Below are 14,179 nucleotides of genomic sequence, written 5' to 3' on the forward strand. Positions count from 1 at the left end.
CGGCCGACCTGCTCTCCGAACTGCCCGAGGACGACAAGGAGCGGCTGCTGAGCCTGATGCAGCCAGCCGACGCGGCCGACATGCGCCGCCTGATGTCGTACGAGGAGCACACGGCCGGCGGTCTGATGACGACGGAGCCCATCGTGCTGCGACCCGACGCCACCGTCGCCGACGCGCTCGCCCGGGTCCGCAACCCGGACCTCTCCCCCGCCCTCGCCGCCCAGGTCTACGTCTGCCGCCCGCCCGACGAGACCCCGACCGGCAAGTACCTGGGCACCGTCCACTTCCAGCGGCTGCTGCGCGACCCCCCGTACACCCTGGTCAGCGCGCTCATCGACGAGGACCCGCAGTCCCTGGGCCCCGACGACGCGCTCCCCGTCGTCGCCGGGTTCTTCGCCGCGTACGACATGGTCGCCGCTCCCGTGCTCGACGAGTCCGGCTCGCTGCTGGGCGCGGTGACCGTGGACGACGTACTGGACCACATGCTGCCCGAGGACTGGCGGGAGACGGAGTTCCACCTCGACGAAGGAGAGGAGGCGCCCACGCATGGCTCCTGAGCGCGACACCGCGACCCGTGAGCGCCATCCGGCGGGCGCCACGGCCGCCGGCCGGCCCCGGGCGCCCCGGCTGGACCAGCCGCGCCCGCCGCGCCGCCGGATCCTGCCCGAGTGGGACCCGGAGGCCTTCGGCCGGCTGTCGGAGAAGATCGCCCGGTTCCTGGGCACGGGACGCTTCATCGTCTGGATGACGGTCGTCATCATCCTGTGGGTGCTGTGGAACGTCACCGCGCCGCCGAATCTGCGCTTCGACAACTACCCGTTCATCTTCCTGACGCTGATGCTGTCGCTCCAGGCCTCCTACGCGGCCCCGCTGATCCTGCTCGCGCAGAACAGGCAGGACGACCGGGACCGGGTCAACCTGGAGCAGGACCGCAAGCAGAACGAGCGGTCCATCGCCGACACCGAGTACCTGACCCGGGAGGTCGCCGCGCTGCGCACCGGCCTGGGCGAGGTGGCCACCCGCGACTGGATCCGCTCGGAACTGCAGGACCTGGTGAAGGAACTGGAGGAACGACGCCGCCACGACGGCCACCCCGGGCACGTCGTATTCCCGGCGGAACGGGCAGAACGCCCGCCAGGACGTGACACAGACGACCGCTGAGGGGCATCCCGGACGCCCCTCGGGGCGCCGTACCATCGTGCTTATGGCTACGGAAGACGCGGTGCGCGAGGCACTGGCGACGGTGAACGACCCCGAGATCAACCGCCCGATCACCGAACTCGGGATGGTCAAATCGGTGGAGATCGGCGAGGACGGAGCGGTCGCGGTCACCGTGTACCTGACGGTGTCCGGCTGCCCGATGCGCGACACCATCACGCAGCGCGTCACCGAGGCGGTCTCCCGGGTCGAGGGCGTCACCCGCGTCGACGTCACCCTGGACGTGATGAGCGACGAGCAGCGCAAGGAGCTGGCGGCGGCCCTGCGCGGCGGCCAGGCCGAGCGCGAGGTGCCCTTCGCCAAGCCGGGCAACCTCACCCGGGTCTACGCGGTCGCCTCCGGCAAGGGCGGCGTCGGCAAGTCCTCGGTGACGGTGAACCTGGCGGCGGCGATGGCGGCCGACGGCCTGAAGGTCGGTGTCGTGGACGCCGACATCTACGGCCACAGCGTGCCGCGCATGCTCGGCGCCGACGGCCGCCCCACCCAGGTCGAGAACATGATCATGCCGCCGTCCGCGAACGGCGTGAAGGTCATCTCCATCGGCATGTTCACACCGGGCAACGCGCCGGTCGTCTGGCGCGGCCCGATGCTGCACCGCGCGCTCCAGCAGTTCCTCGCGGACGTGTACTGGGGCGACCTGGACGTCCTGCTGCTGGACCTGCCGCCGGGCACGGGCGACATCGCGATCTCCGTGGCCCAGCTGATCCCGAACGCCGAGATCCTGGTCGTGACGACCCCGCAGCAGGCCGCGGCCGAGGTGGCCGAGCGAGCCGGCTCCATCGCCGTCCAGACCCACCAGAAGATCGTCGGCGTGGTCGAGAACATGTCCGGCCTGCCCTGCCCGCACTGCGGCGAGATGGTCGACGTCTTCGGCACGGGCGGCGGCCAGCTGGTCGCCGACGGCCTGACGCGTACGACGGGTACGAGCGTCCCGGTCCTCGGCAACATCCCGATCGACGTCCGCCTGCGCGAGGGCGGCGACGAGGGCAAGCCGGTGGTCCTGACCGACCCGGACTCCCCGGCGGGGTCCGCGCTGCGCGCGATCGCGGGGAAGCTGGGAGGGCGTCAGCGGGGCCTGTCGGGACTGTCGCTGGGGCTCACGCCGAAGAACAAGTTCTGAGAGCTTTCAGAGCTTTCAGAGCTTTCAGCGAGGGGCGTCGTCTGTCACGGACGGCGCCCCTTCTCCCTGTGCGGCGCCCGGGCAGAGGTCGAGCGTGGTGCACAGCAGGATCTCTTGACAGTCCGGCGCGAACCGCCACTGAGACGCCTTGGCGTGCCGTGTCCGGTCCGCCTTCTCCACGTGGACGTGGAGCGTGCGGGCTTTCGAGTCGTTCGTCTCCACCAGCACCTCGTCCGCGGCGAGCGGGAAGTGGTCGTGCAGCAGACACAGGCCGAAGCGGTTCAGATTCCCGTGCTTGGCCAGCACCGCCACCACATCCCGGACGAACTCCGCGTCCTGAGGGCCCAGCCCCTCGGCTTCCTCGAAGCGAGTCATGACGCCTCCGTCACGTAGCTGACGGTCATCGGATTCCATTATCAGCCACTGAATTCTTTCCTGCAATTCCACGGAAAGCACCCGATGGAGTGGAGCGTCGAACTTCCTTCCGCGCGTCCGGAAGCGCCCCGCACAAGGTGCCTATAAATTCCCCGGGAGGAGGTGTCGGGGCGATGAAGGGGATCCGGCGGTGGTGGCTTTTGCTGCTGATTGCTGCGGCCGCGATGTGGTGGGACTGCCCTTCTGCGGAAGCGTGGCAGAGCAGCAGTCCCGAATGTGCGGAAAATCAGCTCGAAACCAGTCGGGTGGACGCCACGATCCGATTCGATCAACAGGGAAAGAAATTTGTCAAAATCTATTCGGACATGACGGTCGTGCTCCCTCCGGGCGGGTGGCCTCTGGCGAGCCGGCTGACCTCCGGCAAGGAGTCCACAAAGTATCTGACCGCAATGCGTTGTCTGCTGCGCGGTTCGGAGAAATCGCCGCGTATGGGAGAGTGGCGCACCCATGACCCGACGGTTACCGCCGCGAGCGATGGCGTTACCGTGCGATACAGCTCTTTCGCCTGGATCAAGAATTACGAAACAATCCGCCTCGGCCCATGGAAGATCGAGTGGGATCGAGGCCAGACATGGAAGGTTTCCCTTCCCTCATCGACGCTGAAGGACGCCGACTGGCGACACGTCGAGGCGGACATGGGCGGCTTAAAATCCCAAGACAACTCGAAAGTTGCATCATCCCCCGATCAAAATACGCTGGTATGGGAGAATTACCCGCCCACCCGCATCGGATTCGAAGTCCATCTCTCCTGGCAGCGTTCTTTGCTCCTGAGCTTCGACAAATCATATTGGAGCAAGGTCGGTATCGGGGCCTGGTGGCTGTCCGCTTCAGGTGTCATTGCACTGGCCGCGCTTCGCGCGCAACAGGCACAGCCGTCCTCGGCGTTCAGCGCGCGCAAGGACAGCCCCGTACAGGCCGTTCTGCAGTGGGCCGTGCTCAGCGGGGCAGTCGCCCTGATGCTGATTCTACTCAACGCCCAGCAGCACATCAGCCCTCAAAAGCGCGCTCTCATCTACATTTCCGCAGGTCTGGCCCTGACCCTTGTCGCTCGCCCCTGGCTCGGCGGTGCGCCGCTCGTGGCCCCGGACATCGGGACCGGCGAGCCCGGCAGCGCCGAAGGAAGCCGACGTCGCCAGGTGGACGCCGTGGTGACCGTGACCTTGCCGGTCGCGGCGTTCGGGCTGCTGGTGGTCCTGGATCCCGAGTTGTTCGGCCTGCCGCCCGATCTGGTGTCGAAGGAGGCGCCGAGCGCGTTCGGGACGTTCGGCTACGTACTCATGGGCCTGGCGACCGTGTGGCTGTGGCTGGCGGCCATGGCCGCGTGGGCATGGCGTTTCGCGCGCGAGGGAGATCTACCCCCCGCCGAATGGACCGAGGCGTGGGACGATGCGCCGTTTCGTTGCGTCGCGATCGTCTCCGTGCTGCTCGGAGCGGTCGCTGCGGGACTGTTCGGGTGCTTCTGCTGGGTGGAGGAGAACCAGTGGCGCAGGACTGCCTGGCTCGTCGGTCAGAGCGGTGAAGCGAAACACGGGGAACACGTCAGCAGATACCTGGCGGAATTCTCGTTCACCGACCTCACCTGGATCTTCACCTATAGCTGGGTCCTGGCGGGTCTCGCGCTCTTCGCCCTGTTGCACTGGCGTGCCGTGAAACGGCGAACGTTTAGCAGCAAGCGGGCAAGAGCCGCACTGGGTCCGGAAGGACCCGACGTGCTGCTCATCGCGGCGGTTTTCGCCTTCACCGCAGGCCTGCGGGGTGCCAATTCCGCCGGCACCAGCGCCCAGTACAGCATCTGGCTCCTCCTGAGCGTCGGCTCGCTGCTCGCGGTGCTTGCCGCAGGGCGACGGTGGTCGGTACTGAGCCAGGTGGGCGACAACTTTTATACGAAGAGGCTGAGGAGCAAGAAGCGACGCAAGGAGATAATGGACAAAGCTCATGAGTGTCGCAACATCAACCACCAGTCGCAGTTGCTCGACCAGGGGCGCACCGCAAGTATGACCTGGGATCAGGTGGAGCGGCATCAGCGCGAGTTGCGTGCGTGGATGGTGGCCGGATGCGGAAGGACGACTCCGCCCGTCCACATTTCCGTTCTGGACACCGCCCTGGCCTGGGGGCCGGAAGGCAGCTGGTGGGGCAACGCGGTACACGCCGCACGTCTGGCCTTCTGCTTCGGGCTTCCCGCCAGCATGGCCCTGCTCTACCTGGACATGCGTGACCCTTGGTACTTCATGCAACTCAGCCACGAGCCCACCGCGGTCCCGGAAGCCATCGCGGGGTTCATCGCCTATCAGACGGCGTGGGCCGCCGCCGGTTTCACCCTCGGCGCGCTGTGGCGCCTGCTCCCCGGCCGACGCAGTCCTTTCCGGGCGTGGAGCCTGGCCTTCGCTTTTGCCGTACCGGCCTGTCTGGCTGCCCTGCTCTTCCGGTTCGCCGACACGGATTATGTGACCCTGCTGCTCTATTCCATGCTCATGGCCGTCATCCTGACGGTCACCAGCCTCTGGACGGACACCACCACGTTCAGCGAAGAGCGGCAGTACTCGCCCAGCCGTCTCGCGTTGCTGGTGTCCATCTACCGGCTGCGGGGCCTTACCGGGCACATCGCCTGGCTTCTCACCCAGCTCGGGGCAGCCACCCTGATCTATCAGCACCTGGCCAGCCGCTGACAGGCCGGGCCCCGGACCGCCGCCCGATCACGGCGGTCCCCGAAGCGCGCCGGTCAGGCGTACGCGGTGATGTCCTTGATCACCGCGAAGCCGAGTCCGTACGCGCTCATCCCCCGTCCGTAGGCGCCCAGGTGCACTCCGGCCTCGGTGGTGCCGGCCAGTACCCAGCCGAACTCGGACTCCCGGTAGTGGAAGGAGGCCGCGGCCCCGTCCACCGGGAGGGAGAGCCGGGACCACTCGGGTCCCTCAAGATCGTCGGCGAGGGCCCACGCCGTCTCCGTCTGCTGGTCCAGCCAGTCGTCCCGCAGGCTGTGGTCCATCTGACCGGGCCAGGTGAACGTCAGCAGTCCCACCCCGGCCAGCCACGCCGCCGAGGACACCGATGTCGCCTCCAGCAGCCCCGTACCGTCGGCGCTCCGCCGGGACGGCTGCGCGGCGACGGTCACCACGACCGCGAACTTCTCCCGCTGCTCACCGGCGGAGCCGGACTCGGCCCGCACCGAGGGCTCGTCGCCGTGCCCGATCGAACCGTGCTCGACGGCACCGTCCGACGTCGCGCCGACCTGCATCAGCCAGCGCGGTCCCGTGAACGCCTCGTCGAGCCCGTACCACGGGAAGGGCGCCCGGAGGTAGCCGTCCACCGCACGCCAGGCGGAGGGGAGCTGCTGTCCGCCCTCCGCGACCGGCGCCTGCGCGCCCACCCGACTCGTCGTCTCCATCTGCCCGGACGCCTCCTCGATCTCGTCGGACCGGGGTGGCCCGCCCCCCTTCGGGCGTACGCGTCCGGTCCGCACAACAACTCGGCAGCATATCCACACTGCTGAGAGCGGCAGGGCAGGCGCTGGATGCGTGGGTCGCACGAACGGCCTGTTCAGGCCGTGTGCGACGGGTGTGCGTTATGAAACGCGTCACGTGCGCGGCGTACGCCCGCGTGCGCGTGTCGGCAAGAAGGGCGGTGCCGGGCCGGCGAGGCAGTGCTCAGGTGGCGTCCGCGTCGAAGGGCGGGCGCTCGTCGTTGCCGGGCGTCTCGGGCTTCTTGGTCATGTCGATGCGCCCGGCGGAGGACGAGGAAGACGAGGAGGACGAGGAAGACGGCGACGTCTCGCTGTCACGGCTGTTGACCGCGTCCGTGACCTCGGCCATCTCCTTCTTCAGGTCGAAGCCGTTGCGGATCTCCTTGAGCCCCAGCTCGTCGTTGTCCAGCTGCTTGCGGATGAACGTCTTGGGGTTGAGATCCTCGAACTCGAAGTCCTTGAACTCGGGACCCAGTTCATTGCGGATGTCCTGCTTGGCACTGTCCGAGAACTCGCGGATCTTCCGGATCGTGCGCGTCACGTCCTGGATGACCTTCGGGAGCTTGTCCGGACCGAAGACGAGCACGGCGAGCACGATGATGGTCACCAGCTCCAGTGGCCCTATGTCATTGAACACCTGACGCTCCTTGCGATGTCCTCGGTCGCTCAACGGTACCCGGCGTTCCTGTCCGACCGGTACCGTCCCGAGGTGAGACTTCTGTCAGTTCTGCTCCGACGCGCCCAGCACGAGTGACACCTCCCGCGCGGTGCCGCCCCGTTCGACCGTCAGCCGCAACCGGTCGCCCGGCCGGTGGGCGCGGATCTTGACGATCAGCTCCTCACCGTTGTGCACGCGCTCGCCGCCCACCGCGGTGATGACGTCGCCCGCCTTGAGTCCGGCCCGCTCGCCGGGGCCGCCCCGGGTGACGGCGGGGCCGCCGTTCGCGCTCTTGCTGTCGATGCGGGCGCCGTCGCCGCTGTACCCCATGTCAAGGGTGACGCCGATCACCGGATGCGTGGCATGACCGTTGTTGATCAGCTCCTCGGCGACGCGCTTGGCCTGGTTGACGGGGATGGCGAAGCCGAGGCCGATGGAGCCGGACTGGGAGCCGGCGGAATCGGAGCCGCTGCCGGCGGAGCGGATGGCCGAGTTGATGCCGATGACCTGGGCCCGGGAGTCGAGCAGCGGGCCGCCGGAGTTGCCCGGGTTGATGGGGGCGTCGGTCTGCAGCGCGTCGACGTACGACACATCGCTGCCGTCGCTCTTCTCCCCGCCCGCCGTGATGGGCCGTTCCTTGGCGCTGATGATGCCGGAGGTGACCGTGTTGGCGAGGTCGAAGGGGGCGCCGATGGCGACGACGGGGTCGCCGACCTTCACGTCGTCCGAGTTCCCGAGCGGCAGCGGGGTGAGTCCGTGCACGCCGTGCACCTGGACGACGGCGAGGTCGTAGCCGCTGTCCCGGCCGACGACCTTGGCCTTGACGGTCTCGCCGCTGCTGAACGTCACGGATATCTCGCCGTCCGACCCGGCGGGCTCGACGACGTGGTTGTTGGTGAGGATGTGCCCCTGCGCGTCGAGTACGAAGCCGGTGCCGGTGCCCGCCTCGTCGGCCCCCCGGACGTGCAGCGTGACCACGCTGGGCAGGGCGCGGGCGGCGATCCCGGCCACGCTGTCCGGTGCCCGGCCGGCCGGCACGCTCCCGGCCTGCGGCAGCCGTATGCCGTCGCCGAGGCCCTCGCGCTCGACGTAGGCGCCGACGGCTCCGCCGATGCCCGCGGAGACGACGGCGACGACGAGGGTCCACACGAGCAGGAGCCGCCGCCCGCGCCTGTTGCGCTGGCCGACGGTCGGCACACCGGCACCGGTCTGCTGCAACGGCCCGTGCACAAGCGCCTGCTCCTTGTCGGAACCGACGGCCCAGGGGTCGTAGCGCCCCCAGGGGTCGCCACCATCCTGCGGAACGGACTCGGCGGGCGGGGCTCCGGGCACGTCCGACGCGGGGGCTGTCGCGGGCCCGGGTACGTGGTGAGGGGCGGGCGCGGGTACGGAGGCCCCGGGCGCCGCGGGCCCCGGCACGTGGGCGGTGGGCGGGGCCGACGCGGGCGCGGGCTCCGGCTCGTGGAGGGCGGGCGGGGCCGACGCGGGCGCGGGCACAGAGGTCGCAGGCGCCGGGACGGAGGCCCCGGGCGCCGGTACAGGGGCTGCGGGCGCGGGCAGGGAGGCCTCAGACGTGGGAGCCGCGAGCGCAGGGACGGGGGCCGTGGGCGCGGGCACGGCTGCGCCATGAGCCGGCGCAGCCCCGACCTCGGGCACGGCCGGCCCGTGGGCCGGCGCAGCCGACGTGCCGTGTGCCGGTGTGGCCGCCCGTACCGACGTCTCGTGTGCCGGCGCAGCCGTCGGGTGCTGTACCGGCGGTGCGGGTGCCCAGGGGCCCGGTTCGCCGTACGGCGGGGTGCTGTACGGGTCGGGGTCGTGCAGCGGCTTGGGCCGTTCGGCAGGAGGCGTCCATGTGGTCTCCTCGGCCGCTGCGGCCTCTCCCGTACCGGCCGACGGCACCGGCGACGGCTTGGCCAGCTCGAAGTCGCCGTCGGTCCCGACTGTCGGGTCGGCCGGTGCCACCCCCGCCGCTCCCTCCGGTCCGTCCACCGGCGGGACACGGTTCCCCTCGTTCATGCTCTCCCCACGGCTGGGCCGTGACCGCGCGCTGCCGCGGCCACGGGACATCGTCCACCGCCCCGGATCAGCACCACGGGCACGGCCTCACAGGATTCAACCAGGTTCGCGGGCCGGGGCGCAGTGGCCGGTCAGGGCGACTGCCGGGGCGTGGCGGGGACGGAGGGAGCCGGGTTGGTGTCGGGGACGGGGGCGGACAGGGGAACGGAGTCGGTGAGCGGGAGGGCCACGGTCTCGTCGAGCGGGCGTATCAGCGGGGAGACGGCAGCCGCACCGGCGAACACGGGCGCGGTCAGGCCCCGTACCGCGCCGGTCTGGGTCTGCCCGGTGTTCACGGACGGGACGCCGGGCAGCAGCGGCGCGGACAGGGTGGTCGGCGCCACCGGGACCGGCCCGAGCAGCCCGCCGCCCTGGGCGAGCAGCGGCCCGACCGGCCGGCGGCGCTGGCTGTCCGGCGTGGCGGCACCCCCGCCTCCGCCGGTGCCGGCCGAGCGGGTGGGGGTCACATTGCTGCCGGCACCGGAGCCGCCGCGGGCGTCCGTGGTCAGGTCGCCGGGGAAGGCGCTGGTCACGCCGCCGAGGGCGACCGCGGCCAGCGACACCGCGCCGGCGGCGGCGACCGCGAAGCGCAGTCCGCGCGAGCCGGAGCGGCCGTCGTCCGGGCGGCCGACGGGATGGATGCGGAAGCCGCGGTCCTCGGGCGCGGGGACGCGGTCCGCGGGGACAAGGCCGTGCGGGCCGGCGGGGACGTATCCGAACGGGAGGCGGTCGCCGCGCCTCACGCCGAAGACGCCGGAGGGCTGTGAGGCGGGGCCGCCGCCGAGGAAGCCGCCCCCGGGCGGCGGCGTGCCGCCGCCGTCCAGGTCACCTCCCCCGGGGAGGCCCTGGAGGCGGGCCAGGAAGCTCGCCGAGGGCGACGGCGGGGCCGCCTCCGCGAACACGTTCTTCAGCGCGCGCTGGGCGTCCGCCTCCGCCTTGCACCGGGCGCAGGTGGCCAGGTGCGCGAGGACCCGCTCGCGCGTCTCATGACCCAGCTCCCCGTCCACCAGGGCGGAGAGCCGGTCTCCCAGGTGCTGCTCTGCGAGGTGTGCCTCCTCGACAGGTTTCGGCCGTGATCCGGTCACGCGGTCGCGCCCCCTCCCCCCAGAGCGGGGACACGGGCCAGGAAGGAGCGCCGCTCGGCCGCACGAGCCTCCGGGGAGCGGTGCGCCAGGGCCTTGCGGAGCTGGGACCGGCCGCGGTGGATCCGGGAGCGGACCGTGCCGAGCTTCACGCCGAGGGTGGCGGCGATCTCCTCGTACGACAGCCCTTCGATGTCGCACAGGACGACGGCGGCGCGGAACTCGGGCGCCAGGGTGTCGAGGGCCTGCTGGACGTCGGCGTCGAAGTGCGCGTCGTTGAAGAGCTGCTGCGGGGTGGGCTCACGGCTGGCCAGGCGCTCGGCCGCGTCCTCCCCGAGGGCGTCGAAGCGGATGCGCTGCTTGCGCCGGACCATGTCCAGGAAGAGGTTCGTGGTGATGCGGTGCAGCCAGCCCTCGAAGGTGCCCGGCGAGTACGTCGACAGGGAACGGAAGACACGGACGAAGACCTCCTGGGTGAGGTCCTCGGCGTCGTGCTGGTTGCCCGTCAGGCGGTACGCGAGTCGGTAGACCCTGGCGCTGTGCGTGCTGACGATCTCGTCCCACGTGGGCGGAGTCCACGCCTGCCCGTCCGCGTCGGTGGAGAAGGTCGCGGTCTGGGTCTCGCCTGCGGCGGGACCGGCGGCGTGGCGGTCAGCAGCGGTGTCGGTCACGGATTTCGGCCTGCCCGCCGACCCGAGGAAGCGCCGCAGCACTCCGCCCCGATCCCCGGGCGCAGCCGCACCTCCCCTGTCGGCTCTGGTGGTGTCCAGTGGAGCCCCTACCATAGCCACCTCGCCCGTTAGGACCGGATAAGCGGTTTTACGAGAATTTGATCTGTGCTGATACGGCTCATACAGCTGCGTCAGCATGTGCTCGGCGTCCTGATCCACCTCTTACCCCCCGTCGCGTCCCGGGCCACCGGCTCAACTCTCTAAACGCCCAGTCCCATCTGCGGGTTCCCGCCGCCAACGGATACAGTCACGCCCAGGCAACCACGGGGACAGGAGAGGGTCATTACCGGCAACCGGCAGACGAGCTGGGCGTTCGCCGACGCCTTTGTCGCCGAGGACGAAGCGCTGCACTGGGCCCGTGACCGGGCCCGCGAGGCAGGGCTGCGCTCGGTGTCGCCCAGCACGGGCGCCGCGCTGCGACTGCTCGCCGCCTCCGTGGACGCGAAGGCCGTCGCGGAGATCGGCACGGGCTGCGGGGTGTCCGGAATCCATCTGCTGCACGGGATGCGGCCGGACGGGGTGCTCACCACGGTGGACCCGGAGCCGGACCACCAGCAGTTCGCCCGGCAGGCCTTCCGCGTCTGCGGCTTCGCCAGCAACCGGGCCCGGTTCATCCCCGGCCGCGCCCTGGACGTACTGCCGCGGCTCGCCGACGCCGGCTACGACCTCGTCTTCTGCGACGGGGACCGGCTGGAGTACCCGGACTACCTCGCTGAATCGTTGCGCCTGCTGCGACCGGGCGGCCTGGTGGTCTTCGAAGGGGTCTTCGCCAACGGCCGTACGGTCGACTCGGGGCCGCAGCCGACCGAGGTGCTGCGGCTGCGCGAGCTGCTGCGCACCGTACGGGAGAGCCAGGAGATGGTGCCGTCGCTGCTGCCGGTCGGCGACGGGCTGCTGTGCGCCGTCAAGCGGTGACCCCGGCCGCGACGGGCCCCGGAAACACGACGGCCCCCTGAAAACGCGGCTGCCCCGGCACCGCGTACGATGCCGGGGCAGCCGGAAGGTCCGGACAGCTGGGACGTCAGACGACGACCTTCTTGAGGGCGTCGCCGAGCGCCTCGGCCTCGTCAGGGGTCAGCTCGACGACGAGTCGACCGCCGCCTTCGAGCGGAACGCGCATGACGATGCCCCGCCCCTCCTTGGTCACCTCGAGCGGGCCATCACCCGTCCGCGGCTTCATGGCCGCCATGCTCGTTCCCCTTCCTGAAACCAGCTCATCGTCTGCCGACGGCCCCCAGAGGGCACCCGTCATCCGAAACGGACACGCGACACCGGCATCGAACACATTGCTTCCCAGCCATTATCCCGCATCGCAGGACCCGATGACCAACATCAGTCGGCATCGCTTGGGCAACGCGCGCGAGCAAAACCACCCAATTCGGCGATGTGCCTGCGATACTGCGCCACCACGCGAAGATCCACCGGCCGGCTCGGCTCCCGTTTTCTTTGACGCAGGTCACATGTCCGGTCCGGCCCTTGGACGGCGATCTCCGCCATGCTGTCCTCAGACATGGACGTACTGAGCGGTACGTCACCAGCCGCGACACCGGAGGGGATACGCCATGGCCGACACCGTGCTCTACGAGGTGAGCGACGGACTCGCGACGATCACGCTGAACCGCCCCGAGGCGATGAACGCGCTGAACATCGCGACCAAGGTCGCCCTCCGGGAGGCGGCGGAATCGGCGGCTGGCGACACCGCCGTACGGGCGATCCTGCTGACCGCCGCCGGGGACCGGGCGTTCTGCGTGGGCCAGGACCTCAAGGAGCACATCGGGCTGCTGGCCAGTGACCGGGAGACCGGGGCCGGGCAGACGATGAGCACGGTCAAGGAGCACTACAACCCGATCGCCCGGGCGCTCGCCGGGGCGCCGAAGCCGGTGGTCGCGGCGGTGAACGGCGTCGCCGCCGGCGCCGGGTTCGGCTTCGCGCTCGCCGCGGACTACCGGCTGGTCGCCGACACCGCCGCCTTCAACACGTCGTTCGCGGGCGTGGCCCTGACCGCCGACTCCGGCATCTCCTGGACGCTGCCCCGGGTGATCGGCCCGAGCCGCGCCACCGACCTGCTGCTCTTCCCGCGCAGCATCAGCGCCCAGGACGCGCTGGAACTGGGCATCGCCAACCGGGTCGTCCCCTCCGCCGAGCTGCGCGCCGAGGCGGAGAAGGTGGCGCGGGCGCTGGCCGAGGGGCCGACGGTGGCGTACGCGGCGATCAAGGAGGCGGTGGCCTACGGGCTGACGCACTCCCTCGACGAGACGCTGGAGAAGGAGGACGAGCTGCAGGCGCGGGCCGGGCAGTCCGAGGACCACGCGATCGCGGTGCAGGCGTTCGTGAACAAGGAGAAGCCGAAGTACCTGGGGCGGTAGCCGGCGGCGCCCCTCAGGGGGCGCTTCTCGCCACGCAGGTCTCCAGGTGGTCGTTGACCAGGCCGCACGCCTGCATCAGTGCGTAGGCGGTCGTCGGGCCGACGAATCTCAGGCCCCGCTTCTTCAGGGCCTTGGACAGGGCCGTGGACTCCGGGGTGACCGCCGGGACGTCGGCGAGGGTCTTCGGCGCCGGGCGGCCGTCCGGGTCGGGGGCGTGGGACCAGATCAGAGCGTCCAGGTCGCCCTCGGCCCAGTCGGCGAGCACGCGCGCGTTGGCGAGCGTGGCGTCGATCTTGGCCCGGTTGCGGATGATGCCCGGGTCGGCCAGCAGGCGGTCACGGTCGGCGTCGGTGAAGGCGGCGACCTTCTCGATGCGGAAGCCGGCGAAGGCCGCGCGGAAGCCCGGGCGGCGGCGCAGGATCGTGATCCAGGACAGGCCCGACTGGAAGGCCTCCAGGCTGAGCCGCTCGAAGAGGGCGTCGTCGCCGTGGACCCCGCGGCCCCACTCCTCGTCGTGGTACGCCACGTAGTCGTCGGTGGACAGGGCCCAGGGGCAGCGCAGGGCGCCGTCCGGTCCGGCGATCGCCGCTCCTGTCGTCATCGCTGGTCCTCCGGGCCCTCGCTCTTGTCCGTCTGTACGTGATGGACGTGCGCGGCGGCGGCTCTGGCGCCGGCCAGCGCCGACTCCAGGTCGGCGATACGGGCGTCGCGCTCCGCCAGTTCGGCGGCGAGCCGGCCGAGCGCGTCGTCGACGTCCGCCATGCGGTAGCCGCGCGGGGTCACCGGGAAGCGCAGGCTCTCCACGTCCGCGTGGCCCACCGGGCGGTCCGTGGGCAGCGGGTCCTGGAGCCGCTCGGGCGCCACCTCGGGCAGCGGGGCGTTCTGCCCGCCGCCCACCACGGCCAGGGTCACCGCGGCGACCACGACGGCCAGCGCGACGACCAGGAACAAGAACATCACCATCGCCTTAGGGTCCCCACGCTCGTCCCGGACGCTGTGCCGGAAGCTGAATCTGTCAGGCTCCGATCGTGCCATGCGAGTCTGACAGTTAGGG

16 protein-coding genes are annotated in these 14,179 nt (G+C 70.7%); 6 read left to right on the plus strand and 10 right to left on the minus strand.

Features of this window, described 5'->3' with window-relative positions; all coding sequences use genetic code 11:
* The 3 genes from ABZ937_RS37630 to ABZ937_RS37640 form a co-directional block, all read left to right on the plus strand.
* A partial coding sequence (locus ABZ937_RS37630; RefSeq protein ID WP_361698954.1) for a magnesium transporter occupies window positions 1-557 on the plus strand: 557 nt, incomplete at its 5' end.
* Window positions 547-1,161 (plus strand): DUF1003 domain-containing protein, encoded by a 615-nt coding sequence (locus ABZ937_RS37635; protein WP_361698956.1) that lies wholly within the window; start codon window positions 547-549, stop codon window positions 1,159-1,161. The genes ABZ937_RS37630 and ABZ937_RS37635, both read left to right, overlap by 11 nt.
* Before the next feature lie 43 nt (window positions 1,162-1,204).
* Window positions 1,205-2,338 carry an Mrp/NBP35 family ATP-binding protein gene (locus tag ABZ937_RS37640; RefSeq protein ID WP_361698958.1) on the plus strand — a complete coding sequence of 378 codons (1,134 nt, stop codon included), beginning with the start codon at window positions 1,205-1,207 and terminating at the stop codon, window positions 2,336-2,338.
* Window positions 2,339-2,362: 24 nt separating this feature from the next.
* On the opposite strand, the gene ABZ937_RS37645 is transcribed toward ABZ937_RS37640, so the two are convergent.
* Window positions 2,363-2,713 (minus strand): hypothetical protein, encoded by a 351-nt coding sequence (locus tag ABZ937_RS37645; RefSeq protein ID WP_361698960.1) that lies wholly within the window; start codon window positions 2,711-2,713, stop codon window positions 2,363-2,365.
* A gap of 173 nt (window positions 2,714-2,886) precedes the next feature.
* Here ABZ937_RS37645 and ABZ937_RS37650 point away from each other — a divergent pair, with 173 nt between their 5' ends.
* Window positions 2,887-5,439, plus strand: coding sequence for a DUF6185 family protein (locus ABZ937_RS37650; protein WP_361698962.1), 2,553 nt, complete (start codon window positions 2,887-2,889; stop codon window positions 5,437-5,439).
* Between the two features lie 53 nt (window positions 5,440-5,492).
* On the opposite strand, the gene ABZ937_RS37655 is transcribed toward ABZ937_RS37650, so the two are convergent.
* The 5 genes from ABZ937_RS37655 to sigE all read right to left on the minus strand — a co-directional run bounded on the left by ABZ937_RS37655 (window position 5,493) and on the right by sigE (window position 10,741).
* A complete protein-coding gene (locus tag ABZ937_RS37655; RefSeq protein WP_361698964.1) occupies window positions 5,493-6,158 on the minus strand; it encodes a hypothetical protein in 666 nt (221 codons plus the stop codon).
* A 259-nt stretch (window positions 6,159-6,417) separates the two neighbouring features.
* Window positions 6,418-6,870, minus strand: a complete 453-nt coding sequence (locus ABZ937_RS37660; protein ID WP_361698966.1) for a sec-independent translocase — start codon at window positions 6,868-6,870, stop codon at window positions 6,418-6,420.
* An 84-nt stretch (window positions 6,871-6,954) separates the two neighbouring features.
* Window positions 6,955-8,907, minus strand: a complete 1,953-nt coding sequence (locus ABZ937_RS37665) for a trypsin-like peptidase domain-containing protein (protein ID WP_361698968.1) — start codon at window positions 8,905-8,907, stop codon at window positions 6,955-6,957.
* Window positions 8,908-9,038: 131 nt separating this feature from the next.
* Complete coding sequence (locus tag ABZ937_RS37670) at window positions 9,039-10,031, minus strand: zf-HC2 domain-containing protein (RefSeq protein ID WP_361698970.1); 993 nt, start codon at window positions 10,029-10,031, stop codon at window positions 9,039-9,041.
* Window positions 10,028-10,741: an RNA polymerase sigma factor SigE gene (gene sigE / locus ABZ937_RS37675; protein ID WP_361698972.1), complete on the minus strand. Its 714-nt coding sequence runs from the start codon at window positions 10,739-10,741 to the stop codon at window positions 10,028-10,030. Before sigE ends, ABZ937_RS37670 begins: the two co-directional genes overlap by 4 nt.
* 234 nt (window positions 10,742-10,975) lie before the next feature.
* On the opposite strand from sigE, the gene ABZ937_RS37680 reads away from it, so the two are divergent.
* On the plus strand, window positions 10,976-11,674 hold the full coding sequence (locus tag ABZ937_RS37680; protein ID WP_361699074.1) for an O-methyltransferase: 699 nt from the start codon (window positions 10,976-10,978) through the stop codon (window positions 11,672-11,674).
* Window positions 11,675-11,780: 106 nt separating this feature from the next.
* Here the strand turns inward: ABZ937_RS37680 and ABZ937_RS37685 are convergent, their stop codons facing one another.
* The gene (locus ABZ937_RS37685; RefSeq protein ID WP_018544333.1) at window positions 11,781-11,948 is read right to left on the minus strand and encodes a DUF3117 domain-containing protein; all 168 of its coding nucleotides are present in this window, start codon (window positions 11,946-11,948) and stop codon (window positions 11,781-11,783) included.
* A 143-nt stretch (window positions 11,949-12,091) separates the two neighbouring features.
* Window positions 12,092-12,256: a hypothetical protein gene (locus tag ABZ937_RS37690; RefSeq protein ID WP_361698974.1), complete on the minus strand. Its 165-nt coding sequence runs from the start codon at window positions 12,254-12,256 to the stop codon at window positions 12,092-12,094.
* A 65-nt stretch (window positions 12,257-12,321) separates the two neighbouring features.
* Between ABZ937_RS37690 and ABZ937_RS37695 the strand changes: the two genes are divergently transcribed.
* Window positions 12,322-13,125 carry an enoyl-CoA hydratase-related protein gene (locus tag ABZ937_RS37695; RefSeq protein WP_361698976.1) on the plus strand — a complete coding sequence of 268 codons (804 nt, stop codon included), beginning with the start codon at window positions 12,322-12,324 and terminating at the stop codon, window positions 13,123-13,125.
* Window positions 13,126-13,138: 13 nt separating this feature from the next.
* Here the strand turns inward: ABZ937_RS37695 and ABZ937_RS37700 are convergent, their stop codons facing one another.
* On the minus strand, window positions 13,139-13,726 hold the full coding sequence (locus ABZ937_RS37700; protein ID WP_361698978.1) for a DNA-3-methyladenine glycosylase I: 588 nt from the start codon (window positions 13,724-13,726) through the stop codon (window positions 13,139-13,141).
* Window positions 13,723-14,088 carry a DivIVA domain-containing protein gene (locus tag ABZ937_RS37705; protein ID WP_361698980.1) on the minus strand — a complete coding sequence of 122 codons (366 nt, stop codon included), beginning with the start codon at window positions 14,086-14,088 and terminating at the stop codon, window positions 13,723-13,725. The genes ABZ937_RS37700 and ABZ937_RS37705 overlap by 4 nt, the downstream gene beginning before the upstream one ends.
* Between the last annotated feature and the right edge of the window lie 91 nt (window positions 14,089-14,179).

The organism is Streptomyces sp. NPDC046727 (genome assembly GCF_040645635.1).
Taxonomy (GTDB): domain Bacteria; phylum Actinomycetota; class Actinomycetes; order Streptomycetales; family Streptomycetaceae; genus Streptomyces.